Raw genomic sequence first — 25514 nt, 5'->3', positions numbered from 1 at the left:
GCCCAGAAGAAAAGGACTGGAGCATGGCAAGTTCGGGCACATCATCGACACGTAAGCGCTTTACCGGCGCAGAATTTATCGTTCATTTCCTGGAACAGCAGGGTATTAAGATTGTGACGGGGATTCCGGGCGGTTCGATTCTCCCTGTTTACGACGCCTTAAGCCAAAGCACGCAAATCCGCCATATTCTGGCCCGTCATGAACAGGGCGCTGGCTTTATCGCCCAGGGAATGGCGCGCACCAACGGTAAACCGGCGGTTTGTATGGCCTGTAGCGGGCCGGGTGCGACTAACCTGGTGACCGCCATTGCCGATGCGCGGCTGGACTCCATTCCGCTGATTTGCATCACCGGCCAGGTTCCCGCCTCGATGATCGGCACCGACGCCTTCCAGGAAGTGGACACCTACGGCATATCTATCCCCATCACCAAACACAACTATCTGGTCAGGCATATCGAAGAACTCCCGCAGGTCATGAGCGATGCCTTCCGCATTGCGCAATCAGGCCGCCCTGGCCCGGTGTGGATAGACATTCCTAAGGATGTGCAAACGGCGGTTTTTGAAATTGAAGAACAGCCCGCGGCGGCAGAAAAAGCCGCCGCGCCCGCCTTTAGCGAAGAAAGTATTCGTGACGCTGCGGCAATGATTAACGCCGCCAAACGCCCGGTGCTTTATCTGGGGGGCGGTGTCATTAACGCGCCCGCGCGGGTGCGTGAACTGGCTGAGAAAGCGCAGCTGCCCACCACCATGACCTTAATGGCGCTGGGCATGTTGCCAAAAGCACATCCGCTGTCGCTGGGCATGCTGGGGATGCACGGCGTGCGCAGCACCAACTATATCTTGCAGGAGGCGGACCTGCTGATTGTTCTCGGTGCGCGTTTTGATGACCGGGCAATTGGCAAAACGGAAGAGTTCTGCCCGAACGCCAAAATTATTCATGTGGATATCGACCGCGCGGAGCTGGGTAAAGTTAAGCAACCGCACGTGGCGATTCAGGCGGATGTTGATGATGTGCTGGCGCAGCTGATCCCGCAGGTGGAAGCCCAGCCGCGTGCAGAGTGGCACCAGTTGGTGGCGGATTTACAGCGCGAGTTCCCGTGTCCTATCCCGAAAGCGTGCGATCCATTAACACATTACGGGCTGATTAATGCCGTTGCCGCCTGTGTCGATGACAACGCGATTATCACCACCGACGTGGGTCAGCATCAGATGTGGACGGCGCAGGCTTATCCGCTCAATCGACCACGTCAGTGGCTGACTTCTGGTGGGCTGGGAACGATGGGCTTCGGTTTACCCGCAGCGATAGGTGCGGCGCTGGCTAACCCAGATCGCAAAGTGTTGTGTTTCTCCGGCGACGGTAGCCTGATGATGAATATTCAGGAGATGGCGACCGCCAGTGAAAACCAGCTGGATGTCAAAATCATCCTGATGAATAACGAAGCACTGGGACTGGTGCATCAGCAACAGAGTCTGTTCTACACGCAGGGCGTTTTTGCGGCCACCTATCCGGGAAAAATCAATTTTATGCAAATCGCTGCCGGGTTCGGCCTCGAAACCTGTGATTTGAATAATGAAACCGATCCGCTGGCGGCATTACAGGAAATTATCAATCGCCCTGGTCCGGCGCTGATCCACGTACGCATTGATGCTGAAGAAAAAGTGTACCCAATGGTGCCGCCAGGCGCGGCAAATACTGAAATGGTGGGGGAATAAGCCATGCAAAACACAACTCATGACAACGTGATTCTGGAACTCACCGTTCGCAACCATCCCGGAGTAATGACCCACGTTTGTGGGCTTTTTGCCCGTCGTGCTTTTAACGTCGAAGGCATTCTTTGTCTGCCGATTCAGAACAGCGACAAAAGCCACATCTGGCTACTGGTCAATGACGATCAGCGACTGGAACAAATGATAAGCCAGATAGACAAACTGGAGGATGTGGTGAAAGTGCAGCGTAATCAGTCCGACCCGACAATGTTTAACAAGATAGCCGTATTTTTTCAGTAACCGCTCAAGGCTTGAACAGTGGCGCGCTTATCGTTAAGGTAAGCGCGTTTTTTTACCCGCCAGGACAAGACCATGATAACCGTTGCTCTTATAGACGATCACCTTATCGTCCGCTCCGGCTTTGCGCAGCTGCTGGGGCTGGAACCTGATTTGCAGGTAGTTGCCGAGTTTGGTTCCGGGCGTGAGGCGCTGACTGGCTTACCGGGGCGCGGTGTGCAGGTGTGTATTTGCGATATCTCCATGCCCGATATCTCCGGTCTGGAGCTGCTAAGCCAGTTACCGAAAGGTATGGCGACAATTATGCTCTCCGTTCACGACAGTCCGGCGCTGGTTGAACAGGCGCTTAACGCGGGGGCGCGCGGCTTTCTCTCTAAACGCTGTAGCCCGGACGAGCTGATCGCTGCCGTGCATACGGTTGCAACTGGCGGCTGTTATCTGACGCCGGATATCGCGATTAAACTGGCATCGGGCCGTCAGGACCCGCTAACCAAACGCGAACGCCAGGTGGCAGAAAAACTGGCGCAAGGGATGGCGGTGAAAGAGATTGCCGCCGAACTGGGGTTGTCGCCAAAAACTGTGCATGTACATCGTGCCAATCTGATGGAAAAACTGGGCGTCAGCAACGACGTTGAACTGGCGCGGCGCATGTTTGATGGCTGGTGATGAAGACATTTTTCTCCCGCTTGAATACTGTAGTTTCCTGCTTTTTTATCTTCTCTGCCGCATGGTTTTGCCTGTGGAGTATCAGCCTGCACCTGGTTGAACGACCGGATCTGGCGGTATTGCTGTTTCCGTTCGGTCTGCGACTGGGGCTGATGTTGCAATGCCCGCGCAGATACTGGCTGGTGCTGATGGGCGCAGAATGGCTGCTGATTTACTGGCTGACGCAGGCGGTTGGGTTAACGCATGATCCGTTATTGATGATCGGTAGTTTGCTGACGTTACTTCCTGTGGCGTTGATTTCCCGTTATCGCCACCAGCGCGACTGGCGCACGTTGCTGTTACAGGGCGCGGCACTGACGGCGGCGGCGTTATTACAGTCATCACCCTGGCTTTGGCATGGGTACGGAAACGAGCCCTGGAACGCCCTACTGATGACCTTAACCGGCGGCCTGACGCTGGCCCCCATTTGCCTGGTGTTCTGGCACTATCTGGCGAATAACACCTGGCTGCCGCTGGGGCCATCGCTGGTTTCCCAGCCGATCAACTGGCGTGGGCGGCATCTGGTCTGGTATTTGCTGTTGTTTGTTATCAGCCTGTGGTTGCAACTGGGGCTGCCGAACGAACTTTCGCGCTTTACCCCGTTTTGTCTGGCGCTGCCGATTATCGCCCTGGCCTGGCACTATGGCTGGCAAGGGGCGCTGATTGCGACGCTGATGAACGCCATCGCGCTGATCGCCAGTCAGACCTGGCGCGATCATCCGGTCGATTTATTGCTTTCGCTGCTGGTGCAAAGCCTCACTGGCCTGTTACTGGGCGCAGGCATCCAGCGGCTGCGTGAACTTAACCAGTCGCTGCAAAAGGAACTGGCGCGTAATCAACATCTTGCCGAGCGGTTGCTTGAAACCGAAGAGAGTGTGCGTCGCGACGTAGCGCGTGAACTGCACGATGATATCGGCCAGACCATCACTGCCATTCGTACTCAGGCTGGCATTGTCCAGCGGCTGGCGGCGGATAACGCCAGTGTGAAACAGAGCGGACAGCTCATCGAACAACTGTCGCTGGGCGTTTACGACGCGGTTCGCCGCTTGTTAGGGCGGTTACGTCCGCGCCAGTTGGATGATCTGACCCTGGAGCAGGCCATCCGTTCATTGATGCGGGAAATGGAGCTGGAAGGGCGCGGCATTGTCAGTCATCTCGAATGGCGGATAGATGAATCAGCGCTAAGTGAGAACCAGCGCGTAACCCTATTTCGTATCTGTCAGGAGGGGCTGAACAACATTGTGAAACATGCAGATGCCAGTGCGGTTATCCTGCAAGGCTGGCAGCAGGATGAGCGTTTAATGCTGGTGATTGAAGACGATGGTAGTGGTTTGCCGCCAGGTTCCGGACAGCAAGGTTTTGGCCTCACAGGAATGCGCGAGCGCGTAACGGCGCTGGGCGGCACCTTGACCATCTCCTGCCTGCACGGCACGCGTGTCAGTGTCTCGCTACCTCAACGTTATGTTTAAGGCTTGATGATGTTGCCGTTTCTGAAAGCACCTGCCGACGCACCGCTGATCAGCGATAAAAGTGAAATTGATGCTCGCTACCGCTACTGGCGTCGGCATATTTTGCTGACCATCTGGCTGGGCTATGCGCTGTTTTACTTCACGCGTAAAAGTTTTAACGCCGCCGTACCAGAAATCCTTGCCAACGGCGTGCTCAGCCGTAGCGATATCGGCCTGTTAGCAACGCTGTTTTACATTACCTACGGCGTATCGAAATTTGTCTCCGGCATTGTCAGTGACCGCTCTAATGCCCGCTATTTTATGGGGATTGGGCTTATCGCCACGGGCATCATCAACATTCTGTTTGGCTTCTCCACCTCGTTGTGGGCGTTTGCCGTGCTGTGGGTGCTGAACGCCTTTTTCCAGGGCTGGGGTTCGCCGGTTTGTGCGCGTCTGTTGACTGCCTGGTATTCTCGTACCGAGCGCGGCGGTTGGTGGGCGCTATGGAATACGGCGCATAACGTCGGCGGTGCGCTCATTCCCATTGTGATGGCAGCGAGCGCGCTGCATTACGGCTGGCGTGCCGGGATGATGATTGCCGGTTGTATGGCGATAGTCGTGGGGATTTTTCTTTGTTGGCGGCTGCGCGATCGCCCGCAGGCGTTAGGTTTACCGGCGGTCGGAGAATGGCGGCACGATGCGCTGGAAATCGCCCAACAACAAGAAGGGGCGGGGCTGACGCGTAAAGAGATCCTCACCAAATATGTGTTGTTGAATCCGTATATCTGGCTGCTTTCGTTCTGTTATGTGCTGGTCTATGTGGTTCGTGCGGCGATCAACGACTGGGGCAACCTGTATATGTCCGAGACGCTGGGCGTCGATCTGGTCACGGCGAATACAGCAGTAACGATGTTTGAACTGGGCGGGTTTATCGGTGCGCTGGTAGCCGGTTGGGGCTCGGACAAACTGTTTAACGGCAACCGTGGGCCGATGAATTTGATTTTTGCTGCGGGGATTTTGCTCTCCGTTGGCTCGCTGTGGTTGATGCCATTTGCCAGCTACGTGATGCAGGCAACCTGCTTCTTCACCATTGGTTTTTTTGTCTTTGGCCCGCAGATGTTAATTGGTATGGCGGCGGCAGAGTGTTCTCACAAAGAGGCGGCAGGTGCGGCGACGGGGTTTGTCGGCTTGTTTGCTTATCTGGGGGCGTCGCTTGCCGGTTGGCCGCTGGCGAAAGTGCTGGATACCTGGCACTGGAGTGGTTTTTTCGTGGTTATCGCCATTGCTGCCGGGGTTTCGGCACTGTTGTTACTGCCCTTTTTGAACGCCCAGGCACCACGCGAAGCGTGATGCATCTCACTTTTCTACCTCATATCCGGCAAAACTAAGAAATTTTCCTGGTTTTGCCTGGACGCTATCTCAAGCCTGATTTGCTGCAGGTTTTTACAATGCCATCATTCGTTAATTCTTTCCCAAAATAATTCAAGTTGCAGGAACGCGAGCAGCTAAGGCACCTGCGGCCTGAAGTATGAAGGGAAATCAGGAGTAACCCATGCTGGCTTTCTTAAACCAGGTTCGCAAGCCGACCCTGGATCTTCCGCTCGAAGTGCGGCGTAAAATGTGGTTCAAACCGTTCATGCAATCCTATCTGGTGGTCTTTATTGGCTACCTGACGATGTACCTGATTCGCAAGAACTTCAACATCGCACAGAACGACATGATCTCGACCTACGGGTTGAGCATGACGCAGCTGGGGATGATCGGCCTGGGCTTCTCCATCACTTACGGCGTGGGTAAAACGCTGGTTTCCTACTACGCCGACGGCAAAAATACCAAACAATTCCTGCCGTTCATGCTGATCTTGTCCGCTATTTGTATGCTGGGCTTCAGCGCCAGCATGGGCAGCGGCTCGGTTAGCCTGTTCCTGATGATTGCCTTCTACGCCTTAAGCGGTTTTTTCCAGAGCACTGGCGGTTCATGCAGTTACTCCACGATTACCAAATGGACGCCGCGTCGTAAGCGCGGGACCTTCCTCGGTTTCTGGAACATTTCCCACAACCTCGGCGGCGCGGGGGCGGCGGGTGTGGCGCTATTCGGCGCAAATTACCTGTTCGACGGTCACGTGATCGGCATGTTTATCTTCCCGTCGATTATCGCGTTGATTGTCGGTTTTATCGGTCTGCGTTACGGCAGCGACTCCCCTGAAGCGTATGGTCTTGGCAAAGCTGAAGAACTATTCGGTGAAGAGATCAGCGAAGAGGACAAAGAGACGGAATCCACCGACATGACCAAGTGGCAGATCTTTGTTGAATATGTTTTGAAAAACAAAGTGATCTGGCTGCTGTGCTTCGCCAACATCTTCCTGTACGTGGTACGCATTGGTATCGACCAGTGGTCAACCGTGTATGCTTTTCAGGAACTGAAACTTTCTAAATCGGTGGCGATTCAGGGCTTTACGCTATTTGAAGCCGGTGCTCTGGTTGGCACGCTGCTGTGGGGCTGGCTCTCTGACCTGGCGAATGGGCGCCGTGGCCTGGTGGCGTGTATTGCACTCGCGCTGATTATCGCCACGCTGGGTGTGTATCAACACGCCAGCAACCAATATATCTATCTGGCTTCTCTTTTTGCATTAGGTTTCCTGGTATTTGGTCCGCAACTGTTGATTGGCGTAGCGGCTGTTGGCTTCGTACCGAAAAAAGCGATCGGTGCTGCCGATGGGATTAAAGGCACTTTCGCCTACCTGATTGGTGACAGCTTTGCCAAATTAGGTCTGGGAATGATTGCCGATGGTACGCCAGTGTTCGGCCTCACCGGCTGGGCAGGCACCTTCGCCGCACTGGATATCGCCGCTATTGGCTGTATCTGCCTGATGGCGATAGTCGCGGTGATGGAAGAACGAAAAATCCGCCGCGAGAAAAAAATTCAGCAGTTGACAGTGGCATAAACGTAACTGGTGACTTTTGCCCGGCATGACGCCGGGCTTTTTTTTATTATTCCGTGACTTCCAGTGTGGTGAAGGCAAACTTCTCGCCATCAAACAGCCCCTGACTGGTCAGTTTCAATGCGGGGATCACCGGCAGGGAAAGAAACGCCATCTGAATAAACGGTTCATCCGGTAACGGGCCACATTCACGGGCGGCGACTTTTAACGCGTCAATTTGCTCCGCCAGTGACTGCGCCGTGTCGGTGCTCATCAGCCCGGCAATGGGCAACGGCAGATGACTCTGTACCTGGCCGTTACGGACCACGCACAGCCCGCCGCCATCCTGAATCACCTGGTTGACCGCCAGCGCCATCTCTTCTGCGCTACGACCGATCACCACAATATTATGGCTGTCATGGCTGACTGTCGCCGCCAGCGCGCCTTCATTCAGGCCAAAGCCGCCGAGCAAACCACAGGCCGGAGCCAGACGTTGCCCGTAACGCTCAAGTACGGCAATAAAGCACACATCATCGCGATCAAAACCATTTTCGCTGTAGACGCTGGAGCGGGAGTGCGTGATCAGTTCGTTATGGATGACATCAATGACGCGATAGCGTTTTCCGGGGGTAAATTGCAGGGCAAAGTCGCTGGCGGAAACTGGCTGGCGGGCAATGGTATTGCCATATGGCGGGGCGGATTGTGCCAGTCTCGCCGACTCTTCTGCCTGCAAGGTTTGTGCGTCAATCGGTTCGCCTTTCACCAGTACCTGTTGCACAGTGACTTTACGGGCGTCACTTAACAGGACAATGTCGGCCTGCTTGCCGGGAGCCAGTAAACCGAGATGATTCAGACCAAAATGGCGCGCCGTCGACCAGCTGGCTACGCGATATGCCACATGCAACGGCACATTGTGTTGTTCAATCAGGCGGCGAATTAAGGCGTCGATATGCCCTTCGTGAGCGATTTCCCACGGGTTACGGTCATCAGTACAAAGCATGCATTGTGGGCTGTTAAATTCGTTGATCAACGGAGCCAGCGCGTTGAGATTGCGGGCAGCGGACCCTTCGCGGATCATCAACGACATGCCGAGTTGTAATTTTCGGCGTCCTTCTTCCAGCTGATAACTTTCGTGGCAGTTTTCAATACCCGCGGCAATATAGGCGTTAAGTTCTTTACCGCTTAGACCGGGGCAGTGACCATCCAGAGTCAGATGGCGAAAGGCGTCCAGTTTATCGAGCAGCGCATTTTGTCCGCTAATTACGCCAGGATAGTCCATCATTTCGGCCAGACCAGTAACCTGCGGATGGTCGCGCCAGGCGAGCATCTGTTCGAGCGTAAAACTGGCACCATTAACATCGCAGCCTTCCAGAGCGGGTACGCAAGAGCTGACCTGCAAATATTGGTTTTGCTTTGCCTGTTCGGCACAGCGGGCAAACCAGGAGAATCCGGCTTCGCCCATCACGTTGACGATTTCATGAGGGTCGCAAATTACAGTTGTGAGGCCGCGTGGCAGGGTAGCGGTTTCAAAAGTGACCGGCGTCATCATGCTGGATTCAATATGCAGGTGAGCATCAATAAACCCCGGCACCGCCGTTGCGCCGCGGGCATCAATCCGCCGCAAAGCCTGAGCGTCGGCATATTCTTCTCCAACACCGGCAATGTAACGTCCTTTAATCACAATCGGGCCGGGAATTTCTCCGCCATTGATCAGATCCAGAATAACGACATTATCAATAATATAATCGGCAACAGCGTCGCCACGGGAAACAGCCAGCAAATCCTGGTATTCAGCTCGACTAATGTGATGAAATTTATGGTTAATAGGATTATTCATATTTTTCTCATTTTGATTTTATCAATTTGATTATTATTTATCATAAAGAAACATCGCGTGATTATTAAAGAATATCCATTAATGTGCAATTGAAATGTGATAATTATCACTGAACCGTTGTTGTCATTTGTTTTACAAAAGCAAAGGATTAAATCTCCTCCAATGGACAAAAAAATGAATAATGACAATACCGATTACGTGAGTAATGAATCAGGGACGCTTTCTCGATTATTTAAACTGCCACAACATGGGACTACCGTCCGCACAGAATTGATTGCGGGGATGACCACTTTTTTAACTATGGTGTACATCGTTTTTGTTAACCCACAAATACTCGGTGCGGCACAAATGGACCCGAAAGTGGTGTTTGTCACCACTTGTTTGGTTGCCGGCATCGGTAGTATTGCGATGGGGATATTTGCTAACTTGCCCGTGGCGCTGGCGCCGGCAATGGGGCTGAACGCCTTCTTTGCGTTCGTGGTTGTAGGGGCGATGGGCATCTCCTGGCAGACCGGAATGGGGGCGATATTCTGGGGGGCAATAGGGCTATTTTTGCTGACTCTTTTTCGTATCCGTTACTGGATGATCTCTAACATTCCGTTAAGTTTACGTATTGGTATCACCAGTGGTATCGGGCTATTTATTGCCTTAATGGGATTAAAAAATACCGGTGTTATTGTCGCCAATAAAGACACGCTGGTGATGATTGGTGATTTAAGTTCCCACGGCGTGTTGTTAGGTATTTTAGGGTTTTTTATTATAACCGTGTTGTCATCGCGTAATTTTCATGCGGCGGTGTTGGTTTCTATCGTCGTTACTTCCTGTTGTGGATTATTTTTCGGAGATGTTCATTTCAGCGGAATCTATTCTATTCCACCTGATATTAGCGGTGTTATTGGCGAGGTTGATTTGAGCGGGGCATTATCGCTTGAGCTTGCCGGTATCATTTTCTCCTTTATGTTGATCAACCTATTTGATTCATCAGGAACATTAATTGGTGTAACTGATAAAGCTGGCTTAATAGATAGTAACGGTAAATTCCCTAACATGAATAAGGCGCTATATGTTGATAGCGTGAGTTCGGTGGCTGGCGCGTTTATCGGAACTTCCTCTGTTACCGCCTATATTGAAAGTACTTCTGGCGTGGCGGTCGGCGGTCGCACAGGGCTGACTGCGGTTGTTGTTGGCGTTATGTTCCTGCTGGTTATGTTCTTCTCACCGCTGGTGGCGATGGTTCCACCTTACGCCACCGCCGGGGCCTTAATCTTCGTTGGCGTATTGATGACATCGAGCCTGGCACGCGTTAACTGGGATGATTTTACCGAATCGGTACCCGCATTTATCACCACAGTGATGATGCCCTTTACGTTCTCGATCACTGAAGGGATTGCGCTTGGCTTTATGTCGTACTGCATCATGAAAGTGTGTACGGGTCGCTGGCGCGATCTGAATCTGTGTGTGGTGGTTGTAGCGGCATTGTTTGCGCTGAAAATCATCCTGGTGGATTAGTATCTGATAAGCGTTTCCAGATATCATGAGTGCCGGTTACGCAGGAGAACTCATGATCTGGATAATGCTCGCTACGCTGGTGGTGGTGTTTGTGGTTGGTTTTCGGGTGCTGACATCCGGGGCCAGAAAAGCGATTCGCCGCCTCAGCGATCGGCTGAATATTGATGTTGTACCCGTTGAGTCAATGGTCGATCAAATGGGAAAGTCAGCCGGTGACGAATTTTTACGTTATCTGCATCGCCCGGATGAGTCGCACCTGCAAAATGCCGCGCAGGTGTTGCTTATCTGGCAGGTTGTCATTGTCGATGGCAGCGAACAGAACCTGCTGCAATGGCATCGGATTTTACAAAAAGCCCGCCTTGCCGCGCCGATTACCGATGCTCAGGTCAGGCTGGCACTGGGTTTTCTGCGCGAAATAGAGCCTGAAATGCAGGAGATTAATGCATTCCAGATGCGCTACAACGCGTTTTTTCAGCCTGCTGAGGGCGTTTACTGGCTGCATTAAAACCGCTTTGCCTGATGCGACGCTGGCGCGTCTTATCAGGCCTACAGACCGAGTACGGATAAGGCGTTCACGCCGCATCCGCTATCGGATCTGACAGTAGACGGACGCATTCTCTACGTTCTATTTACAGCAGCACCTCTAGCCCGTGTTTTTGCACAATACTAAGTAGTTTTAATGACATGCCGCTGGGGCGTTTAGCGCCACTTTCCCATTTTTGTACAGTTGAAACGCTGGTATTGAGATAGTGAGCGAAGACGGGTTGACTCACTTTTAATTTTTCCCGTAGTGCTTTTATCTCAACAGGTTGTAAGTCTGGTACGCTGGTCAGGCAGGCTTTGTCAAAAGTACGCATTGTTTCTGCAGAAATGGCATCAACGCTGGACAATCCAGCAGCCGCGCTGTGAATGGCCTCAAATGCAGGGCTTTTGAATTTAGTTTTTGCAGTCATAGCAGATCTCTGTCAGTTCTTTACTGTTAATCATTGCTGTCAGTTGGGCTTTCGTCAGGAAGGCATAATGCTTTGCGAGTTCACGAAATCCAGACAGTTCCTGACTATTGATGTTCGACATATCCTGTTTTGCATATCAAAACGTGTAAAACCAATTGCTACCCCTTTCGCCAGAATAATTGCACGCTCACGATTTTGGTGAAGGCGCTTTTTAAAAACGCCACCACCAAGTGCATCAGCTTTACCTTGCTCTGTTTCTAAAATGGCCCGGCACAACTCTTCATCTGTTATTGCATGAGACCTGGCTTCCCTTGCAAACCATTTGGTTTTAAACACGCGCATATCGTTGAGGTCCTGTTATTAAAGTATATCACTAAGTGCAATACTTTATCCCTTGTTCCCAACCCAATCGCGAAAATGCATATCACCTTGCCCTATGATTTTTATTTCTTCGAGCAGCCTCGAATTTTTCCCACAACACTGTAAAAGTTGCAAAAACGTTAAATGCATCACACATTTCAATGTTAAACTGATCGGCTTTTCCCCTGAAACATGCCACGGGTAACACCATGAGTGAATTTATTGCAGAAAACCGCGGCGCGGACGCCATTACCCGACCGAACTGGTCAGCCGTTTTCTCGGTGGCGTTTTGCGTCGCCTGTCTGATTATCGTTGAGTTTTTGCCCGTCAGCTTGTTGACGCCGATGGCGCACGATTTAGGCATTTCGGAAGGGGTTGCCGGGCAATCGGTGACCGTAACCGCTTTTGTGGCGATGTTTGCCAGTTTGTTTATTACCCAGACTATTCAGGCCACTGACCGCCGCTACGTTGTCATTCTGTTCGCTGTTTTGCTGACGCTTTCCTGCTTACTGGTTTCCTTTGCCAACTCATTCAGTCTGCTGTTAATCGGTCGCGCCTGTCTGGGGCTGGCACTGGGTGGATTCTGGGCGATGTCGGCGTCGCTGACCATGCGCCTGGTACCGCCTCGTACGGTGCCGAAGGCGCTGTCGGTGATCTTCGGCGCGGTGTCCATTGCGCTGGTAATTGCCGCGCCATTGGGCAGTTTTTTAGGCGAGCTTATCGGTTGGCGCAATGTCTTTAATGCGGCGGCGGTGATGGGCGTGCTGTGTATTATCTGGATTATCAAATCATTGCCTTCGCTGCCTGGCGAACCGTCACATCAGAAACAAAATACCTTTCGCCTGTTGCAGCGTCCGGGGGTGATGGCCGGGATGATCGCCATCTTTATGTCCTTTGCCGGGCAGTTTGCTTTTTTCACTTATATTCGCCCAGTGTATATGAATCTGGCGGGATTCGGCGTTGATGGCTTAACGCTGGTGCTGTTGAGTTTTGGTATCGCCAGTTTTGTTGGGACATCGCTTTCGTCGTTCATTCTCAAACGTTCGGTGAAACTGGCCTTAGCGGGCGCACCGTTTGTGCTCGCCCTGAGCGCGCTGGTACTGACGCTGTGGGGAAGCGATAAAATTGTTGCTACCGGTGTGGCGATTATCTGGGGGCTGACCTTTGCTTTAATTCCCGTTGGCTGGTCAACGTGGATCACTCGCTCATTGGCCGATCAGGCAGAAAAGGCTGGGTCTATTCAGGTGGCCGTTATTCAGCTTGCCAATACCTGCGGTGCGGCAATCGGCGGTTATGCGTTGGATAACATTGGTCTGACTTCGCCGCTGATGTTGTCCGGCACATTGATGTTACTGACTGCATTGTTGGTTACGGCAAAGGTGAAAATGAAGAAATCCTGATATCAGGTAAAGAAGCGTTGGTCAGTGGTTGTTGCCGTACTTACATATCCGGGCATTCTACCTTACCCAACGCTTCCCAATAATTGCTCTGATTATTACGTTCCATCGCCACGATGGCCTCGCGTATGTGTTGTTTATTGTTTTCATCTGACAACATTAACTTTTCCCACGCTTCATCTGACAACGATGCCTTCGGGGTGCAAATTTTCCGCAAATCCTCTAATACCGTATTTTTCTCTTTTGCGGACTGCAGTGAGCTAAAAGGCGACTCGGCGTATACGATGCCTGGCATAGCGAAAAAAGTGAAAATAAGCAGTAGCGTCGTTGGTTTCATGGATTCAACCTTTTACAAATGTGTATCGAATGAAGCATAAGTGTAGTTTGCTTTTATCGCTCTCATCATGCTGTACGAAACGCGCTTACGCGGTCAGTAAGAAGTGCCAGACCTTATATTCCACTTTTATTCCTTTTTATTCTTATCGATAGCGTTTCGTTTTTTAAACCGCAGCGACCTTACCGCTATAGTCAGGTAATCATTAATAAAAGGATAAAAAAATGAAACTGACAACACATCATCTACGGACAGGGGCAGCATTATTTCTGGCGGGGATCCTGCTGGCAGGCTGCGACCAGCAAAACAGCGATGCAAAACACATTAAAGTTGGCGTCATTAACGGTGCCGAACAGGATGTGGCAGAAGTCGCTAAAAAAGTGGCCAAAGAGAAGTATGGTCTTGAAGTTGAATTGGTTGGATTTAGTGGTTCGTTGTTGCCGAACGATGCAACTAATCAGGGTGAACTGGATGCCAATGTCTTCCAGCATCGTCCTTTCCTTGAACAGGATAATCAGGCGCATGGTTACAAACTGGTGGCGGTAGGAAATACCTTTGTCTTCCCCATGGCTGGCTATTCGAAAAAAATTAAAACAGTCGATCAGCTAAAAGAAGGAGCGACTGTAGCGATTCCGAATGATCCGACCAATCTGGGGCGTGCGCTGTTACTGTTGCAAAAAGAGAAACTTATTACCTTAAAAGAGGGGAAAGGTTTACTGCCAACGGCGTTGGATATTACTGAGAATCCACGCCATTTGCAGATAATGGAGCTGGAAGGGGCACAGTTGCCACGTGTACTGGACGACCCGAAAGTGGATGTAGCGATTATCAGCACCACTTACATCCAGCAAACAGGACTTTCTCCGGTTAACGACAGCGTATTTATTGAAGATAAAAATTCACCATATGTGAACATTCTGGTGGCGCGGGAAGATAATAAGGATGCAGAAAACGTGAAGGAGTTTCTGCAATCTTATCAGTCACCAGAAGTTGCTAAAGCGGCAGAAACCCTCTTTAACGGTGGCGCGGTGCCTGGCTGGTAATGATCAACCGTACCGCGCCGGACGATTACATTTTTCTGGCGCGGCGGCGGGAATCCATTGAAATCAAAATCACCGATGACAGAATCAGTAGCGTTCCCAGCCAATCTGGTAATGTGAAGGTGATCCCCAGCAACAGCAAAGAGAGCAGCGCGCTACTTAATGGTTCTGCGCAACTCAAAATACTGGCTTTCGGCCCGCCAATTAACTGTGCACCTTTCAGATACAGACTAAAGGTCAGCGAAGTTCCAATTACCACCAGATAGAAAAAAGCCAGGATCAGGCTGCCATTAACCACAAAATTTGTTCCTTGCCCGGCATAAAAGGGCAGCAGGACCATCCCACCAATGAGCATACTCCAGCCGACGACGGGCAGCGTGCCGTAACGGGCAATGAGCGTTGAGGGGTATGTCGTATAGAATGCGGCAGCAAAGGCTGAAGCAACTCCCCAGAACAGCGCAGCAGGAGAGATCGACAACGATGTTGGATTACCGTGGGTGACCAGCAAAAATGTGCCTATCAGGGAGGTCAAAATCGCGGTAAATACCAGAATACCGGGGCGCGATTTTCGTACCAGTGAGAACCAGGCCACAATAATCGTTGGTGATAAAAATTGCAGCACCGTTGCTGTAGCTGCATTTGATTTTTCAATCGTCAGTAAGAAAGTTAGCTGGACGGTCAGAGCGCCAACAATGGAAAAAATAAGCAGGCTGTTGGCATCTTTATGATTCTTAATGATTGAGAAGACTTTATCGCCGTGGACAAAAGAGAGCGTCAGCAGAATAAATCCGGCAAATATCAGCCGCGTCATGGTCAGAAACTGCGATGACATCTGACTTTGTTCCATGATGTATTGCGCGCAAACGCCTGAACTTCCCCATAATACGGCGGCAATCAGAACGTTCATCATCCCCTTTCTGGTGGAACCCATTTTTCCCTCTGCATACTGTTTTGTCGTTTATGTATGCAGGCATGATAGCAAAAATGGTGAGAATGACCCCTTCAGGTAAACCATTCATTTGATGGGGCGAGCATTTATGAAACGAGTGAAATACTTGTTAAACCGTCAGGTTATGACGTTATCATTTTGTTCTGACAGCGTGCTACTGTTCGCTTTTTAAACGCGAAGAATGTTATGCAAATCCATAAAGTAGTAACCCCCGAGTTTGTGAAGAAGTTTGCCTGCGTCGGCCCCAACTGCCTGATTTCCTGCTGTCAGGGATGGAAGATACACATCGACAAGAAAACCCATCATACTTACCTCAACGAACAACACCCGAAAATTGCCCAGTTGGCGAAAGAGAATTTATTACGGGTGCGAAATGGTAAAAGCCGCTATTCGATAATCAAACTGGACGCGCAGGGTCAGTGTCCGTTTCTCGATGAAAATAAACTCTGCCTGGTCCATCGCGATCTGGGAGAAAAAGCACTTTCAGAAACCTGTTCTACTTATCCACGTAGCAAAAAACACTACGCGGATACAACTCGCCATTCGATGGTGCTCTCATGTCCAGAAGTAGCCCGACTGGTATTGTTTGATGCCGACAGCATGTTAGTGCACGAACAGGATGATCTGTTGGCGAAGGCGAAAAACACCTGCACCGCCAGCCAGCCGGTTAATCAGATCCACCAGATTGTGCATCTCTTTGCCTGGCACCTTCTACAGGCGCCATCGTTGAACGTTGAAGAAAACCTAATGGCGCTGGCACAGTTTATGGTTTATCTGCAGCGCATTGAGTTCGATCTGCACAACCATTTTGCGCAGGCTGAACAGTACCATCAGGAGCTATTAAGCGAGCTGGCGGCAGGTATTAGCCTGATGAGTCAATCAACGCCTACGGAGTCGGTGGGATTGAAGGTGCGTGCGCTGACGGTATTGGGGTCGCTTGTCGCGAATAAGAGCAGCAGGGATCGTATTATTACTGACTTGCATCGTAAGATGGCGGTGTATTTAGACGTGGCAAACAGCCCGGATAAGCAGGCTCTGGCTGATAAGTTTGCTGTCCTGAATAAACAGTGGCAGCAGCTTTGCCAGGATTCTATCCTTAGCGCCCCGCATGTATTGCGCAATTTACTGACCTACAAAATTTACCACTGCCATTTTCCGGATGCTGATTTCTCAACGGTCATGCGCCAGGTTTACCGTTTAATTCTCGACTATTTCTATATTAAGCATTTGTTGAGTCTGACATCGCTGGAAGCAACTCTGGATGAGGCAACGGTACTGAAAATTGTGGCGAGCCTTGCCGAGTCAACCTTGCATTCGTCAACGATAAACCAGCGAATGAATGAAGCGATCGACATGATCAATGCCGGGGACGATCTCTCCTGCCTGCTGTTGATTCGTTAAATTCGCCTGTCGGGGACTGGGTTAAGCGTTTGTCTGGCATGTCGCTTCCGCTGTAATAAATATTAAGAACAACTTCGGTAAAGCAGGTTGAATCATGAACAGAAGAAATTATCTGCTTTAAACGGTATTACAAGGGATTGGTGAACGTCAGAAGAGGCATTTTGGCGGAGATCACAGGAGTCGTATTTGATGGTTAACTGTATTGTTATAAATGGATTTTATCCTACTGATTTTTCTAGATGCCCCCTGTTATGCCCCCAAATGATTTTGCTTGTGGAGAAGGAGGGATCCTGTGCCACTTTGAGATTCCTGTCCCTATAGTAAAGCAGCAATATTCCGTCTACTGAACTTGTAAGTTAGCCTTACAGGTTGTGAGGGGGCTGCTGCAATGATTATGTCAGAAATTAAGCTATCTTGTAGGCAGCATTTCTGGATAGTGTTTTGCAATAATATCATTCAGTCCGTCAACCAGCTTTGGTTTCCTGAGCGTGATGTGCGCACGACCTTTCTTATGCTATTACGTATAACCAGAACGTTGCTGATACAGATAGAACCGATGATTTCTGCATGCCAGGTTAACACCACTGGATGGTGAAGGGGACGTATATCTTTCCATATGTTGCAGTGGGAAGCATTCAGCCAAACGAATAACGTTTTTTCCGTGGACGTCATTATTGCGGTTTCAGCTCAGGAATGATTTCATCTGTCGTAATGTTGATAAATGTAGTAGGTATGTTAAAAGCATACATAACAGGTTATGTCTCAGATAAGATGCAGCCATCCGTGGCCTGCTCCTGTCTGTCAGATATTCACCGTACTCAGAAAGTGTACTTCACACCCAGCATGGCTGAGGTGTCGCTGTACCCCTTGTCACCAGCCTGAACACCCACATTACCCCACAGATTCAGACGGTCATTTATCTGCCCTTCAACACCGGCTTTCACTTCCCCGATATTGCGGGCACCGTCCTGATGTACCGTCACGCCGTTCATGCGGGTACCAAATTCACGGGTGTTGTGCAGCCAGTTCACCTCTACGAACGGACGGAACTCACGGGATTTACCGTCGTCCATTCTGTTGTGTCCTTTAATCCAGGTTTTCACACCCAGACGGGTACGGACGTTACCGTCACCGGTGTTCTCAACACGGGTACCGTTGCTTTCACGGTGTTCATCTGCTTTTACACCCATCCAGACAACCTGTGCCTGAGGCTGAACATACCATTCATTCAGGCTGCCATGGCTGCCGCTGAACTCACCCGCTTTCCAGGTATAACCGGCCTCCAGTGAAGCCGTCAGACCTTTTGATTTCCAGGACTCGCCCGGCAATCCATCGCCTTTCACACGGTTGTCAAACCAGCCGTACTGTGCCCACGTATCCAGATAAGCCCCATTATGTGTTTCATCATTGGCAAACCAAGTGGCATACAGACCTGTGCTGTATCCGTTCACACTGCCTTTTGAGCGGTATCCGGTGCGCACAGAGTCCGTATTGTTATGCTCGTTACCGTAACCGGCCATAACACCAAGGTGCCAGCGGTCAGTTTCTCCCCAGCCCCATTGTGCAATGTCTCCCCCCAGTTGAACAACATAACGGTTACCCTGTGTTTTCAGCTGGCCTGTACCATCATGCCAGCGGTTATGTCCCCCTTCGTGGCGCATCCACATGCTGGTATTTTTCGTCTCACCGGTCATGACATCGGTGTACTGCATCGGCCCCAGACGTTCATGAAGACGGGTCACGAACATGGTGTTTACTGCAGCCATATTGGCCGTATAGGAACCGGCTTCCGGACGAAGATCATTATCATAACCACCCGGTGCAGGTTCAGGTCTGGTGTCCGGGTCAGGCGTCGGTGTTGGTTCCGGCGTATTTTTACCGCTGGTCAGATACCAGTTACCACTGTTGCTTCCCTGACCACGCCCCAGCGTGTAGTCATAAGCACCGGCAGCTATACGGTTGCTCTGGATAAACTCTCCGTTTGATTGACCATCAACATGGATAATCTCAATACCATTAAGTGTCTGTGCACCAACGCCTCCGATATCTTTTACAGTGACAAAGGTTTTACCATCTGTATTCCCTTTAACAATTAATTTATCTACTGATGAGTCATCATCGCCGAGAATGCCTGAAAAATAGATGTGACCATTCTTACTGGTATAATCACCATTTATTGTTAGCGTGTTTTGGGCGTTTTGCCCCAGGTATACAGAACCATTGTTGCTAAGTTGAGCAATATCTGAATTACCTGCCATCTTCCAGATACTGTTCTCGTCTAAATTAACAGTACCACCATTTGATGCGCTTCCCGTCCAGCGTGAATTCTCTAAAGAAAGGTTGGCAGAGCTCTTTTCATCTGCTCTGATATCGCCATTAAATGAAACATTCTTGGTTGTAACGGAAATGTTTCCACCGGAGCCAGTATTATTACTGGCTGACAAAATGAAAGTACCGCTGTTGATGATTTGACTGCCGTCTAATGTGGCAACAATAGTACCCCCGGATGCACTAAAGTTGGCTCCTTTTTCACTAATTATTACCCCATCTTTCTGGCTGAATTCAGCTTTACCATTGTCGGTCGCAACTACTGAATCTGCACCGTTGCCCGATGTGTGTACAGATATGTTTTCACCCTGAATAACTGTATTACTATCACTTGCCCACAACCCATGAGAGTAATCACCACTTGTTGTAATCGAGCTTCCGGAACCAAGCGTGATTTTTCCACCATCATTTGCTACCACACCATATGACCTGCTTCCACCAGTGGTAATCTGAGCTGTACTGGCATTTACAGTAGCATTATTTTGTGCATTTATACCGTATGCATAATTACCAATGGTGTTAATGGCAACCTTTTCAACGTCAATATGGGCGGTTTTTCCATGCCCCCATATGGCAATTGAATCGTCACCCGATGTATAGATCGTTGATGATCCTGTTAGAACTGCATGTGAGTCAGGGGATGAATCAGAAGGAGAGATGGCTGCAACGTATATCCCTTTCGCAGCATAGCCAGTGGTTTGGATTGAAACACTATCACCAGTTAATGTTCCACCGTTATTTCCGGTGATTTGGATTGCGTCAGCTTGCTCTCCCTTAGTTTCAATGGAAGCGCCTGTTCCAAGATTTATATGTCCATTATTCAAAGAAGATACTGCATGGGCCTGGTTGCCGGAAGTAACAATCTGAAGCCCTTTTGAGGCAGTGATTGTAGAATTCACTCCATCTGAACGTAATCCATAGGCATTTTTACCAGATGTAGTGATTTTTGTATCCGTTAGCTCAACTGAAGCACCAGATGATGTAAATACGCCAAAAGCCCCTGAACCTTCAGTTTTAATTTGGGTGTTATTTACAGAAACAGAGCCTTTGTTTTCGGCTGAGATACCGCGAGCTCCCCACAGAAACGCATTGCTGTTCTCTCCTTGAGTTGTAATGATTGAATTATTAATTGAGAACTGACTATTTTCACCAGAAATAACAACGCCTCTGGCATTATCACCAGAGGTTACAATATTGCCCCCTTCGATTAAGCCGTTTGAGTTTTCAATATTGATACCAGTAGCATTTTTACCGCTTGTTGCAATAGATGCACCATTATTAATGGTCAGGGATGAGTTATTTGAAACGGAGATGGCAAACGCATTTTTTCCAGCTGTAGATAGTTTAACATTCCCTTCAGTAGTTAATTTCCCTGAGTTTTGAACGGATACGGCATATCCATTTTTGCCAATTTTTACTCCTGTATCAATATCTATATCAGATGTCTCGATTTGTTCTTTTCCATCAAGGTCGATTTTCTCAGAAGAGGTCGAGGCATAAGCATTTGATAATAAAGCGCCAATTATGGTTGATAAAAGCGTTAAACGGGAGGGGGAACTTCCGAAGTGTTTCTTGTTTTTCTTTTTGTAAACAGAAGGTAACATAGATAACCTCAGTAATTATAACTGGCTGGATGTGTAAATATAAAAATAGTTTACTACGTTAGTAGATGTTTATAAGCGTTGTTATATACTGGACAGTATTAAACGCCGGGATAATACTGTGTTTTGTTAAAAAATACAAATTTCAGTAAATGTAATAATGTTTGGGTGAGTATTTTTAGAAATGGCGTATTGATATTCAGTATGCGTCCTATGTTGTGAATAGTTATTCGCTGCGCAAAACTGGTTTGCGAGCTATTTATTTCTGGCTGTGTTATTTTTTTGTTGCTCGTGTTGATGCTTGGTTTTTCTTTTGTTAATAATGCTTCCGCGAAGACATTCTTCGCATACTGGTGCTTGTTTTGTCTTTCGGTATCTCCATGTTTTCTTATTCAGGTGTTAAAGACACTAATGTTTTAACTTTTAATATAAATAGTGAAAAGGTTGTGGGGGCTTATAGGTTTGAGATGTTTGTTTTATGTGGTCATTTTAATTGTTTTTGTTTGTTTTGAAATGCCTGGTAAGGATGAACCGGTCATTCCGAATGATATGGCGGGTAATAACTGCGCCAGTATCCCGGTTTCATGCTCTGTTTAATAGTGCTTTTATTTATAATTTTTTGTTAGCGCTAAGGTTTTAGTTAGTTGTCAGTCGTTTTTTCCTGTAATGCGGGGATTTATTCGGTCTCAATATGTCTGATACTGGTAGAGCAAATAACATCAATATACCCGGAATCCACTTCCGGGCAGGAGACATTTATATCTGGCATAATGGTTTTCCTTTTTGTTTATAAACGAAAATGCCAGCCGTGTTCAGGCTGGCGTCAGGGGAATGAAGTGCGGTGAGTGAGACTCACCGGCTCTTGTGCAGAAGTTGCATATGGCGCAGGGTACGGACATCCTGTCGCGCCTGCTTAATACAGGGTAACAGTGTAACTGAATCCGTTTTATTCTCGTCGTTGTCGAAAATAATTCCGGACTCGCAGTCGATATTGTCCTGCAGCCACGCAATGAGGATATCCAGCGCTGTTTCAGTGGTTAATGGCATCACGCTCTGTATCACTGTATTGTCTTCCGGCAACTGATGAGGGCTGGCAGAAGTCGCCGGTGTTTCGGTAGCGTCACGTTCATCCACCACGCGGAGTGAATAACCGTTTTCAGCGACTTTGTTAATCAGTTCAGCGAGCTCAATACCATCGACGTCAACGACGATTCGCCCCATGTTCAGTGCCTGTACGTTAACGCTGTCGGCTTCCAGCGTCAGGGCCAGTTTCATCGTTTCGCCTCCGGATGCTTACCCAGGGTAATGTTATTTACCGTTCTGTAATTGTCGCGGGTCATCAGGTCGGTCGCCCGACGAGCCAGGAGGATATCGATACTGTTTATTAACTGAGAGTGGGTACAGGCGCTGAATCCCGGCTGGTCGGTACGTACCAGCGCGTATTTTTCAACGAGAAAGTTCACCGCATCACACAGTGAAATGCCAGCTTCAATATGCTGCTCAATCACACGTTCATCAGCGAACTGTGTGTCATTCAGCGTGAGGCCGTAGTGCTGGTCCAGCAGTCGGGTGAGCAGTGTCTGCCAGATGGTTACGGGAGACGGGCAGCTCGATGCCTCCCGTATGTGTGTGTCGGGTAATGTTTTCATACTGAAGATTTTCCTGATATGCAGAGATGAAAAATGGGAAAGTGGCGTGATGAAAGCACTTGGCCGGAGCAGAGGGTTATCCTGGTGGTTTACGTTTTCGTTTCGGGCGTCGGATAAACAGCCATATAAACGTAACCACAGGAGCCCAGGGTATCGGCTTCGCAGGTCAGTCCTTTCGCATACAACGTGACGGTATGCTGATAGCGGGGGCTGAGTTCACCACTGGTGAGCATGAGCTCCAGTTGTTTCATCAGCAGCGGAAAGGTCTGGTCCAGGTGGTACGAATCCGCATCGCTGAACCGGCCTCTGATACCGGCGCGGTCTGCAAGGTAATGCAACCGGTTACCCTCCTGCACCAGACGTGCCCCGAAACAGGGCGTCACGGTGCAGGGCAGCCCCCACCAGAGGCGGTTGTTGTTATCGGGATGAGTTGTCTCATGGTGCGTGTCTGACACGATAAAATCCTCACAGAAAATCGGTTAAGAATGGTCCGGTGGTGGCGATAATTCTGCTCATCAGAATGCCCTGACTCAGTTCAGGGTGACGCTCATCAGTCGGACATACGGGCCAAAACTGTCCTTACGGCGTTCAGCAAACACGGCCAGCACACCGGGAATATCCTGCACTTCACGACCGGTATAGGTCTCAGCACTGCCGTGCCAGCGGTATTTACCGGTACAGAACGGAAAAAGACGGGATGCAGGATGCTGTTGGTGAATACGCATGGCTTCACCACGGGTGATAATTTTCATGATGGGATACCTCTGAAGACAGAAGATAAAAGTGAAAACAAGTGTGATGTGGTTGTGATGGTGACGGGTTAAAGCAGACCGTGTTCCGCAAAGGAGAAAACCTGGCTGCCACCGATTATCAGATGGTCCGGCACCCGGATATCCACCAGGGCCAGTGCCTGTACCAGACGTTCCGTAATAAGGCGGTCAGCCTTACTGGGTGTGACTTCACCTGACGGATGATTGTGCGCCAGCACCACGGCAGCGGCATTGTGGTACAGGGCGCGTTTAATCACCTCCCGGGGATGAACTTCCGTGCGGTTGATGGTGCCGGTGAAGAGGGTTTCACCGGCAATCAGCTGATTCTGGTTGTTCAGATACAGCACCCGGAACTCTTCACGCTCCAGTCCCGCCATGTTCAGAATCAGCCATTCCCGTGCCGCACGGGTGGAGGTGAAGGCCACGCCGGGTTCATGAAGATGGCGGTCCAGGGTTTTCAGGGCCCGCTGAATGAGGCTGCGCTCACCGGGCGTCATCTCTCCGGGCAGAAAGGAAAGCTGTTGCATTGTTCCGGCCCCTTTCAGTCAATGATGCGCATAATGGCGTTGCATTCCGGATGCTGCAGGGCGTAGTCCCGCAGACGGTAATAATGAACCGTCATGGCATAACACTCCGTACGACAGGCATGATGACTGTACGTCATCAGACAGGCGGCAATGCCGGCGGCTTCCGGGCTCATTTCAGCGCGGTTACCGTTCATGGCATTGAGCAGTACCCAGTTTTCGTCATCATCGTCATCCGGTTCGGGCGCCATAAATGCGCCACCGTTGTTCAGGGTGTACAGATTCCAGATACCACCGCAGTAGTCTTCACACAGACGGTCCATCCAGCCGAAGATACGGGGCTCCAGGGTCACCCACTGTGGGATGAGGCCAAAATGCTGCGGCCAGAAGCTGATACGTTGTTCATCAGGGACGAGGCTGGCAACCAGCCGAGGCTGGTTATTCCCTGATGCAGCGGTTACGGAAACAGAAGGTGTGATGGAGTTATGCGAAAAGGTTGTCATGAGATTATTCCTTATAAAAAGTAAATGAATGGAAGAATGCCCGGGGGAAGGGACAGACGTGAGTCAGGGCTGCACTTTCAGGGAAACGGCATCAGCGCATGCTCTCCAGCAGTGTTTCTGCCATCACCCACAATGCCCGGTTGAGCTTAATGTCGGTATCGATGCTGTGAATGGCCCGGGTATGGATACGTTTTCCTCTGGCACTGCGACCGGAAATCCCACCTTTCAGCATATTCTCCTGGATGGTCTGATAAGCACTCCACAGGTCCTTGCCGTAATCCTCCCTGCGTCGCGGTGTCAGAATGTCAGCGGTGGTGACCGGCTGATGCTCATCACCATAACGGTAAGTCAGGGCTGCCTGTGCCAGCGCCTGACGTGCCTGCGGCGGCAGAATCAGCGACTGCATGGCATCACGCTTTTCCTCAATCCGGTCAAAAACGCCCACTACTTCGTAAGCCCCTTCAATAACTTTCTCCACCACGTCTCCCCGGTGTGGAACACGCACTTCCCCCAGAGACTGACCACAGACGCAGCCGTTCTGGCAGACGAAGCGGAAGTAACCCGGCAGCATCTGGTAACTGGAGGTACCGTCATGAGAGTTGAGCAGAATAATTTCAGGCACATGCTGTCCGTTTATCTCTCCGGCCCGCCGCAGACGCAGCATGTGTTTGGTGTATCCCCGGCGGCCCGGATCACGTACGCGGGTCTGGCAGGCGAAGAATGGCTGAAAGCCTTCCCGCTGCAGGCTTTCCAGCACGGTGATGGTGGGAATGTACGCATACCGTTCGCTGCGGGAGGTATGCCGGTCTTCACCGAAAATACTCGGTACATGGTGCATCAGTTCTTCGTGTGTCAGCGGACGGTCACGGCGTATCTGGTTCGCATAACCAAAACGACTGGCTAATCGCATAATTGCTCCTTGTGAATGATCAATCGCTATAAATGAAAAAGCCGCGTCTCCCGGAGAAGACGCGGCCTGATGGGTGAAATGAATGACGTTTATTGTCTGAGAAGCCCTTCACTGGCGAGCCACACATTAAGTTGTTTGCCGGCATCGGGCTCAAAATTCCAGCAGCGCCAGCGTAGCTGACCTTCAGCATTGCGGATAACCAGCCGGAAATGCGTTCCCTGGTCATCTTCAATAAGCACATTGCGGTAAGCTGTTGTGACAGCCACCGCCTGTTCGCGTGAGAAAGGGCCTCCGGGCAATAAATGTGATGTACAGCCCGGCATATCTGTTGCTCCCTGAAAGTAAAAGGCCCCGGTCATTATGACCGGGGCCT

General features: G+C 50.2%; 23 protein-coding genes and 4 pseudogenes. 11 read left to right on the top strand and 16 right to left on the bottom strand.

The genetic code is table 11. From position 1 onward, the window contains the following. Window positions 1–23 precede the first annotated feature (23 nt). The 6 genes from ilvB to uhpT all read left to right on the top strand — a co-directional run bounded on the left by ilvB (window position 24) and on the right by uhpT (window position 7100). Window positions 24–1712, top strand: a complete 1689-nt coding sequence (ilvB, locus tag D9738_RS21065; RefSeq protein WP_130261102.1) for an acetolactate synthase large subunit — start codon at window positions 24–26, stop codon at window positions 1710–1712. A 3-nt stretch (window positions 1713–1715) separates the two neighbouring features. Beyond that, on the top strand, window positions 1716–2006 hold the full coding sequence (gene ilvN / locus D9738_RS21060; protein WP_104920000.1) for an acetolactate synthase small subunit: 291 nt from the start codon (window positions 1716–1718) through the stop codon (window positions 2004–2006). A gap of 72 nt (window positions 2007–2078) precedes the next feature. After that, window positions 2079–2669: a transcriptional regulator UhpA gene (gene uhpA / locus D9738_RS21055; RefSeq protein WP_047612689.1), complete on the top strand. Its 591-nt coding sequence runs from the start codon at window positions 2079–2081 to the stop codon at window positions 2667–2669. Continuing rightward, window positions 2669–4177, top strand: coding sequence for a signal transduction histidine-protein kinase/phosphatase UhpB (uhpB, locus tag D9738_RS21050; protein ID WP_130261101.1), 1509 nt, complete (start codon window positions 2669–2671; stop codon window positions 4175–4177). Before uhpA ends, uhpB begins: the two co-directional genes overlap by 1 nt. A 9-nt stretch (window positions 4178–4186) precedes the next feature. Continuing rightward, complete coding sequence (uhpC, locus tag D9738_RS21045; protein ID WP_130206854.1) at window positions 4187–5506, top strand: MFS transporter family glucose-6-phosphate receptor UhpC; 1320 nt, start codon at window positions 4187–4189, stop codon at window positions 5504–5506. Between the two features lie 202 nt (window positions 5507–5708). Beyond that, window positions 5709–7100, top strand: a complete 1392-nt coding sequence (gene uhpT, locus D9738_RS21040; protein WP_130261100.1) for a hexose-6-phosphate:phosphate antiporter — start codon at window positions 5709–5711, stop codon at window positions 7098–7100. A gap of 46 nt (window positions 7101–7146) precedes the next feature. Here uhpT and adeD read toward each other — a convergent pair whose 3' ends face one another. Continuing rightward, window positions 7147–8913 (bottom strand): adenine deaminase, encoded by a 1767-nt coding sequence (gene adeD / locus D9738_RS21035; RefSeq protein WP_130261099.1) that lies wholly within the window; start codon window positions 8911–8913, stop codon window positions 7147–7149. 174 nt (window positions 8914–9087) lie between these two features. Between adeD and adeQ the strand changes: the two genes are divergently transcribed. After that, window positions 9088–10422: an adenine permease AdeQ gene (gene adeQ / locus D9738_RS21030; RefSeq protein ID WP_130261098.1), complete on the top strand. Its 1335-nt coding sequence runs from the start codon at window positions 9088–9090 to the stop codon at window positions 10420–10422. 52 nt (window positions 10423–10474) lie between these two features. Continuing rightward, window positions 10475–10927, top strand: coding sequence for a DUF1198 family protein (locus D9738_RS21025; RefSeq protein WP_130206763.1), 453 nt, complete (start codon window positions 10475–10477; stop codon window positions 10925–10927). A 124-nt stretch (window positions 10928–11051) separates the two neighbouring features. Here the strand turns inward: D9738_RS21025 and D9738_RS21020 are convergent, their stop codons facing one another. After that, the gene (locus D9738_RS21020; protein ID WP_130206761.1) at window positions 11052–11375 is read right to left on the bottom strand and encodes a DNA-binding transcriptional regulator; all 324 of its coding nucleotides are present in this window, start codon (window positions 11373–11375) and stop codon (window positions 11052–11054) included. After that, window positions 11359–11711, bottom strand: a pseudogene (locus D9738_RS21015) (type II toxin-antitoxin system RelE/ParE family toxin). The gene D9738_RS21020 and the pseudogene D9738_RS21015 overlap by 17 nt, the downstream one beginning before the upstream one ends. Before the next feature lie 233 nt (window positions 11712–11944). Between D9738_RS21015 and nepI the strand changes: the two are divergent. Beyond that, window positions 11945–13135 (top strand): purine ribonucleoside efflux pump NepI, encoded by a 1191-nt coding sequence (gene nepI / locus D9738_RS21005; protein ID WP_130206755.1) that lies wholly within the window; start codon window positions 11945–11947, stop codon window positions 13133–13135. Between the two features lie 40 nt (window positions 13136–13175). Here the strand turns inward: nepI and yicS are convergent, their stop codons facing one another. Next, entirely contained in the window at window positions 13176–13469 is a 294-nt protein-coding gene (yicS, locus tag D9738_RS21000; protein ID WP_064526021.1) for a protein YicS, read from the bottom strand. 221 nt (window positions 13470–13690) lie between these two features. Here yicS and nlpA point away from each other — a divergent pair, with 221 nt between their 5' ends. Then, window positions 13691–14509 carry a lipoprotein NlpA gene (gene nlpA / locus D9738_RS20995; RefSeq protein ID WP_130261096.1) on the top strand — a complete coding sequence of 273 codons (819 nt, stop codon included), beginning with the start codon at window positions 13691–13693 and terminating at the stop codon, window positions 14507–14509. Between the two features lie 3 nt (window positions 14510–14512). Here nlpA and D9738_RS20990 read toward each other — a convergent pair. Continuing rightward, a pseudogene (locus tag D9738_RS20990) lies at window positions 14513–15437 on the bottom strand (carboxylate/amino acid/amine transporter). 204 nt (window positions 15438–15641) lie between these two features. Here D9738_RS20990 and fliB point away from each other — a divergent pair. Continuing rightward, a complete protein-coding gene (gene fliB, locus D9738_RS20985) occupies window positions 15642–16856 on the top strand; it encodes a flagellin lysine-N-methylase (RefSeq protein ID WP_130261094.1) in 1215 nt (404 codons plus the stop codon). 409 nt (window positions 16857–17265) lie between these two features. Here the strand turns inward: fliB and D9738_RS20980 are convergent. The 11 genes and pseudogenes from D9738_RS20980 to D9738_RS20925 form a co-directional block, all read right to left on the bottom strand. Then, window positions 17266–17367: pseudogene (locus tag D9738_RS20980) on the bottom strand (DUF4942 domain-containing protein); the annotation flags it as partial. A 307-nt stretch (window positions 17368–17674) separates the two neighbouring features. Continuing rightward, on the bottom strand, window positions 17675–20788 hold the full coding sequence (locus D9738_RS25275; protein ID WP_240780607.1) for an autotransporter outer membrane beta-barrel domain-containing protein: 3114 nt from the start codon (window positions 20786–20788) through the stop codon (window positions 17675–17677). 849 nt (window positions 20789–21637) lie between these two features. Then, window positions 21638–21835, bottom strand: coding sequence for a DUF957 domain-containing protein (locus D9738_RS20970; RefSeq protein WP_109550907.1), 198 nt, complete (start codon window positions 21833–21835; stop codon window positions 21638–21640). A gap of 75 nt (window positions 21836–21910) precedes the next feature. Next, a pseudogene (locus D9738_RS20965) lies at window positions 21911–22060 on the bottom strand (DUF5983 family protein); the annotation flags it as partial. Continuing rightward, on the bottom strand, window positions 22057–22434 hold the full coding sequence (locus D9738_RS20960) for a TA system toxin CbtA family protein (RefSeq protein WP_130261093.1): 378 nt from the start codon (window positions 22432–22434) through the stop codon (window positions 22057–22059). The gene D9738_RS20960 and the pseudogene D9738_RS20965, both read right to left, overlap by 4 nt. A gap of 89 nt (window positions 22435–22523) precedes the next feature. Then, window positions 22524–22889: a type IV toxin-antitoxin system YeeU family antitoxin gene (locus D9738_RS20955; RefSeq protein ID WP_130261092.1), complete on the bottom strand. Its 366-nt coding sequence runs from the start codon at window positions 22887–22889 to the stop codon at window positions 22524–22526. A gap of 75 nt (window positions 22890–22964) precedes the next feature. Then, window positions 22965–23186: a DUF987 domain-containing protein gene (locus D9738_RS20950; RefSeq protein ID WP_000692303.1), complete on the bottom strand. Its 222-nt coding sequence runs from the start codon at window positions 23184–23186 to the stop codon at window positions 22965–22967. A gap of 68 nt (window positions 23187–23254) precedes the next feature. Next, complete coding sequence (locus D9738_RS20945; protein ID WP_001186768.1) at window positions 23255–23731, bottom strand: RadC family protein; 477 nt, start codon at window positions 23729–23731, stop codon at window positions 23255–23257. 14 nt (window positions 23732–23745) lie between these two features. Further along, entirely contained in the window at window positions 23746–24231 is a 486-nt protein-coding gene (locus D9738_RS20940; RefSeq protein ID WP_130261091.1) for an antirestriction protein, read from the bottom strand. A gap of 91 nt (window positions 24232–24322) precedes the next feature. Beyond that, complete coding sequence (locus D9738_RS20935; protein WP_130261090.1) at window positions 24323–25141, bottom strand: DUF932 domain-containing protein; 819 nt, start codon at window positions 25139–25141, stop codon at window positions 24323–24325. Window positions 25142–25230: 89 nt separating this feature from the next. After that, window positions 25231–25464 carry a DUF905 family protein gene (locus D9738_RS20925; protein WP_130261089.1) on the bottom strand — a complete coding sequence of 78 codons (234 nt, stop codon included), beginning with the start codon at window positions 25462–25464 and terminating at the stop codon, window positions 25231–25233. Window positions 25465–25514 lie beyond the last annotated feature (50 nt).

The sequence above is a fragment of the Escherichia sp. E10V5 genome (assembly GCF_004212315.1).
In the GTDB taxonomy this organism is placed as follows: Bacteria; Pseudomonadota; Gammaproteobacteria; order Enterobacterales; family Enterobacteriaceae; genus Escherichia.
Note: the sequence above shows the minus strand (reverse complement) of the source record. Positions and strands in the feature narration are given on the sequence as shown.

Bases quoted from the DNA above. Each gene is read 5' to 3' on its own strand.
- ilvN (WP_104920000.1), top strand. From the start codon at position 1,716: ATGCAAAACACAACTCATGACAACGTGATTCTGGAACTCACCGTTCGC.
- uhpC (WP_130206854.1), top strand. From the start codon at position 4,187: ATGTTGCCGTTTCTGAAAGCACCTGCCGACGCACCGCTGATCAGCGAT.
- D9738_RS20940 (WP_130261091.1), bottom strand. From the start codon at position 24,231: ATGACAACCTTTTCGCATAACTCCATCACACCTTCTGTTTCCGTAACC.
- D9738_RS20945 (WP_001186768.1), bottom strand. From the start codon at position 23,731: ATGCAACAGCTTTCCTTTCTGCCCGGAGAGATGACGCCCGGTGAGCGC.
- fliB (WP_130261094.1), top strand. From the start codon at position 15,642: ATGCAAATCCATAAAGTAGTAACCCCCGAGTTTGTGAAGAAGTTTGCC.
- uhpA (WP_047612689.1), top strand. From the start codon at position 2,079: ATGATAACCGTTGCTCTTATAGACGATCACCTTATCGTCCGCTCCGGC.
- adeQ (WP_130261098.1), top strand. From the start codon at position 9,088: ATGAATAATGACAATACCGATTACGTGAGTAATGAATCAGGGACGCTT.
- adeD (WP_130261099.1), bottom strand. From the start codon at position 8,913: ATGAATAATCCTATTAACCATAAATTTCATCACATTAGTCGAGCTGAA.
- D9738_RS25275 (WP_240780607.1), bottom strand. From the start codon at position 20,788: ATGTTACCTTCTGTTTACAAAAAGAAAAACAAGAAACACTTCGGAAGT.
- uhpT (WP_130261100.1), top strand. From the start codon at position 5,709: ATGCTGGCTTTCTTAAACCAGGTTCGCAAGCCGACCCTGGATCTTCCG.
- D9738_RS21020 (WP_130206761.1), bottom strand. From the start codon at position 11,375: ATGACTGCAAAAACTAAATTCAAAAGCCCTGCATTTGAGGCCATTCAC.
- D9738_RS20925 (WP_130261089.1), bottom strand. From the start codon at position 25,464: ATGCCGGGCTGTACATCACATTTATTGCCCGGAGGCCCTTTCTCACGC.
- D9738_RS20950 (WP_000692303.1), bottom strand. From the start codon at position 23,186: ATGAAAATTATCACCCGTGGTGAAGCCATGCGTATTCACCAACAGCAT.
- ilvB (WP_130261102.1), top strand. From the start codon at position 24: ATGGCAAGTTCGGGCACATCATCGACACGTAAGCGCTTTACCGGCGCA.
- D9738_RS21025 (WP_130206763.1), top strand. From the start codon at position 10,475: ATGATCTGGATAATGCTCGCTACGCTGGTGGTGGTGTTTGTGGTTGGT.
- D9738_RS20935 (WP_130261090.1), bottom strand. From the start codon at position 25,141: ATGCGATTAGCCAGTCGTTTTGGTTATGCGAACCAGATACGCCGTGAC.
- uhpB (WP_130261101.1), top strand. From the start codon at position 2,669: ATGAAGACATTTTTCTCCCGCTTGAATACTGTAGTTTCCTGCTTTTTT.
- nlpA (WP_130261096.1), top strand. From the start codon at position 13,691: ATGAAACTGACAACACATCATCTACGGACAGGGGCAGCATTATTTCTG.
- nepI (WP_130206755.1), top strand. From the start codon at position 11,945: ATGAGTGAATTTATTGCAGAAAACCGCGGCGCGGACGCCATTACCCGA.
- D9738_RS20960 (WP_130261093.1), bottom strand. From the start codon at position 22,434: ATGAAAACATTACCCGACACACACATACGGGAGGCATCGAGCTGCCCG.
- yicS (WP_064526021.1), bottom strand. From the start codon at position 13,469: ATGAAACCAACGACGCTACTGCTTATTTTCACTTTTTTCGCTATGCCA.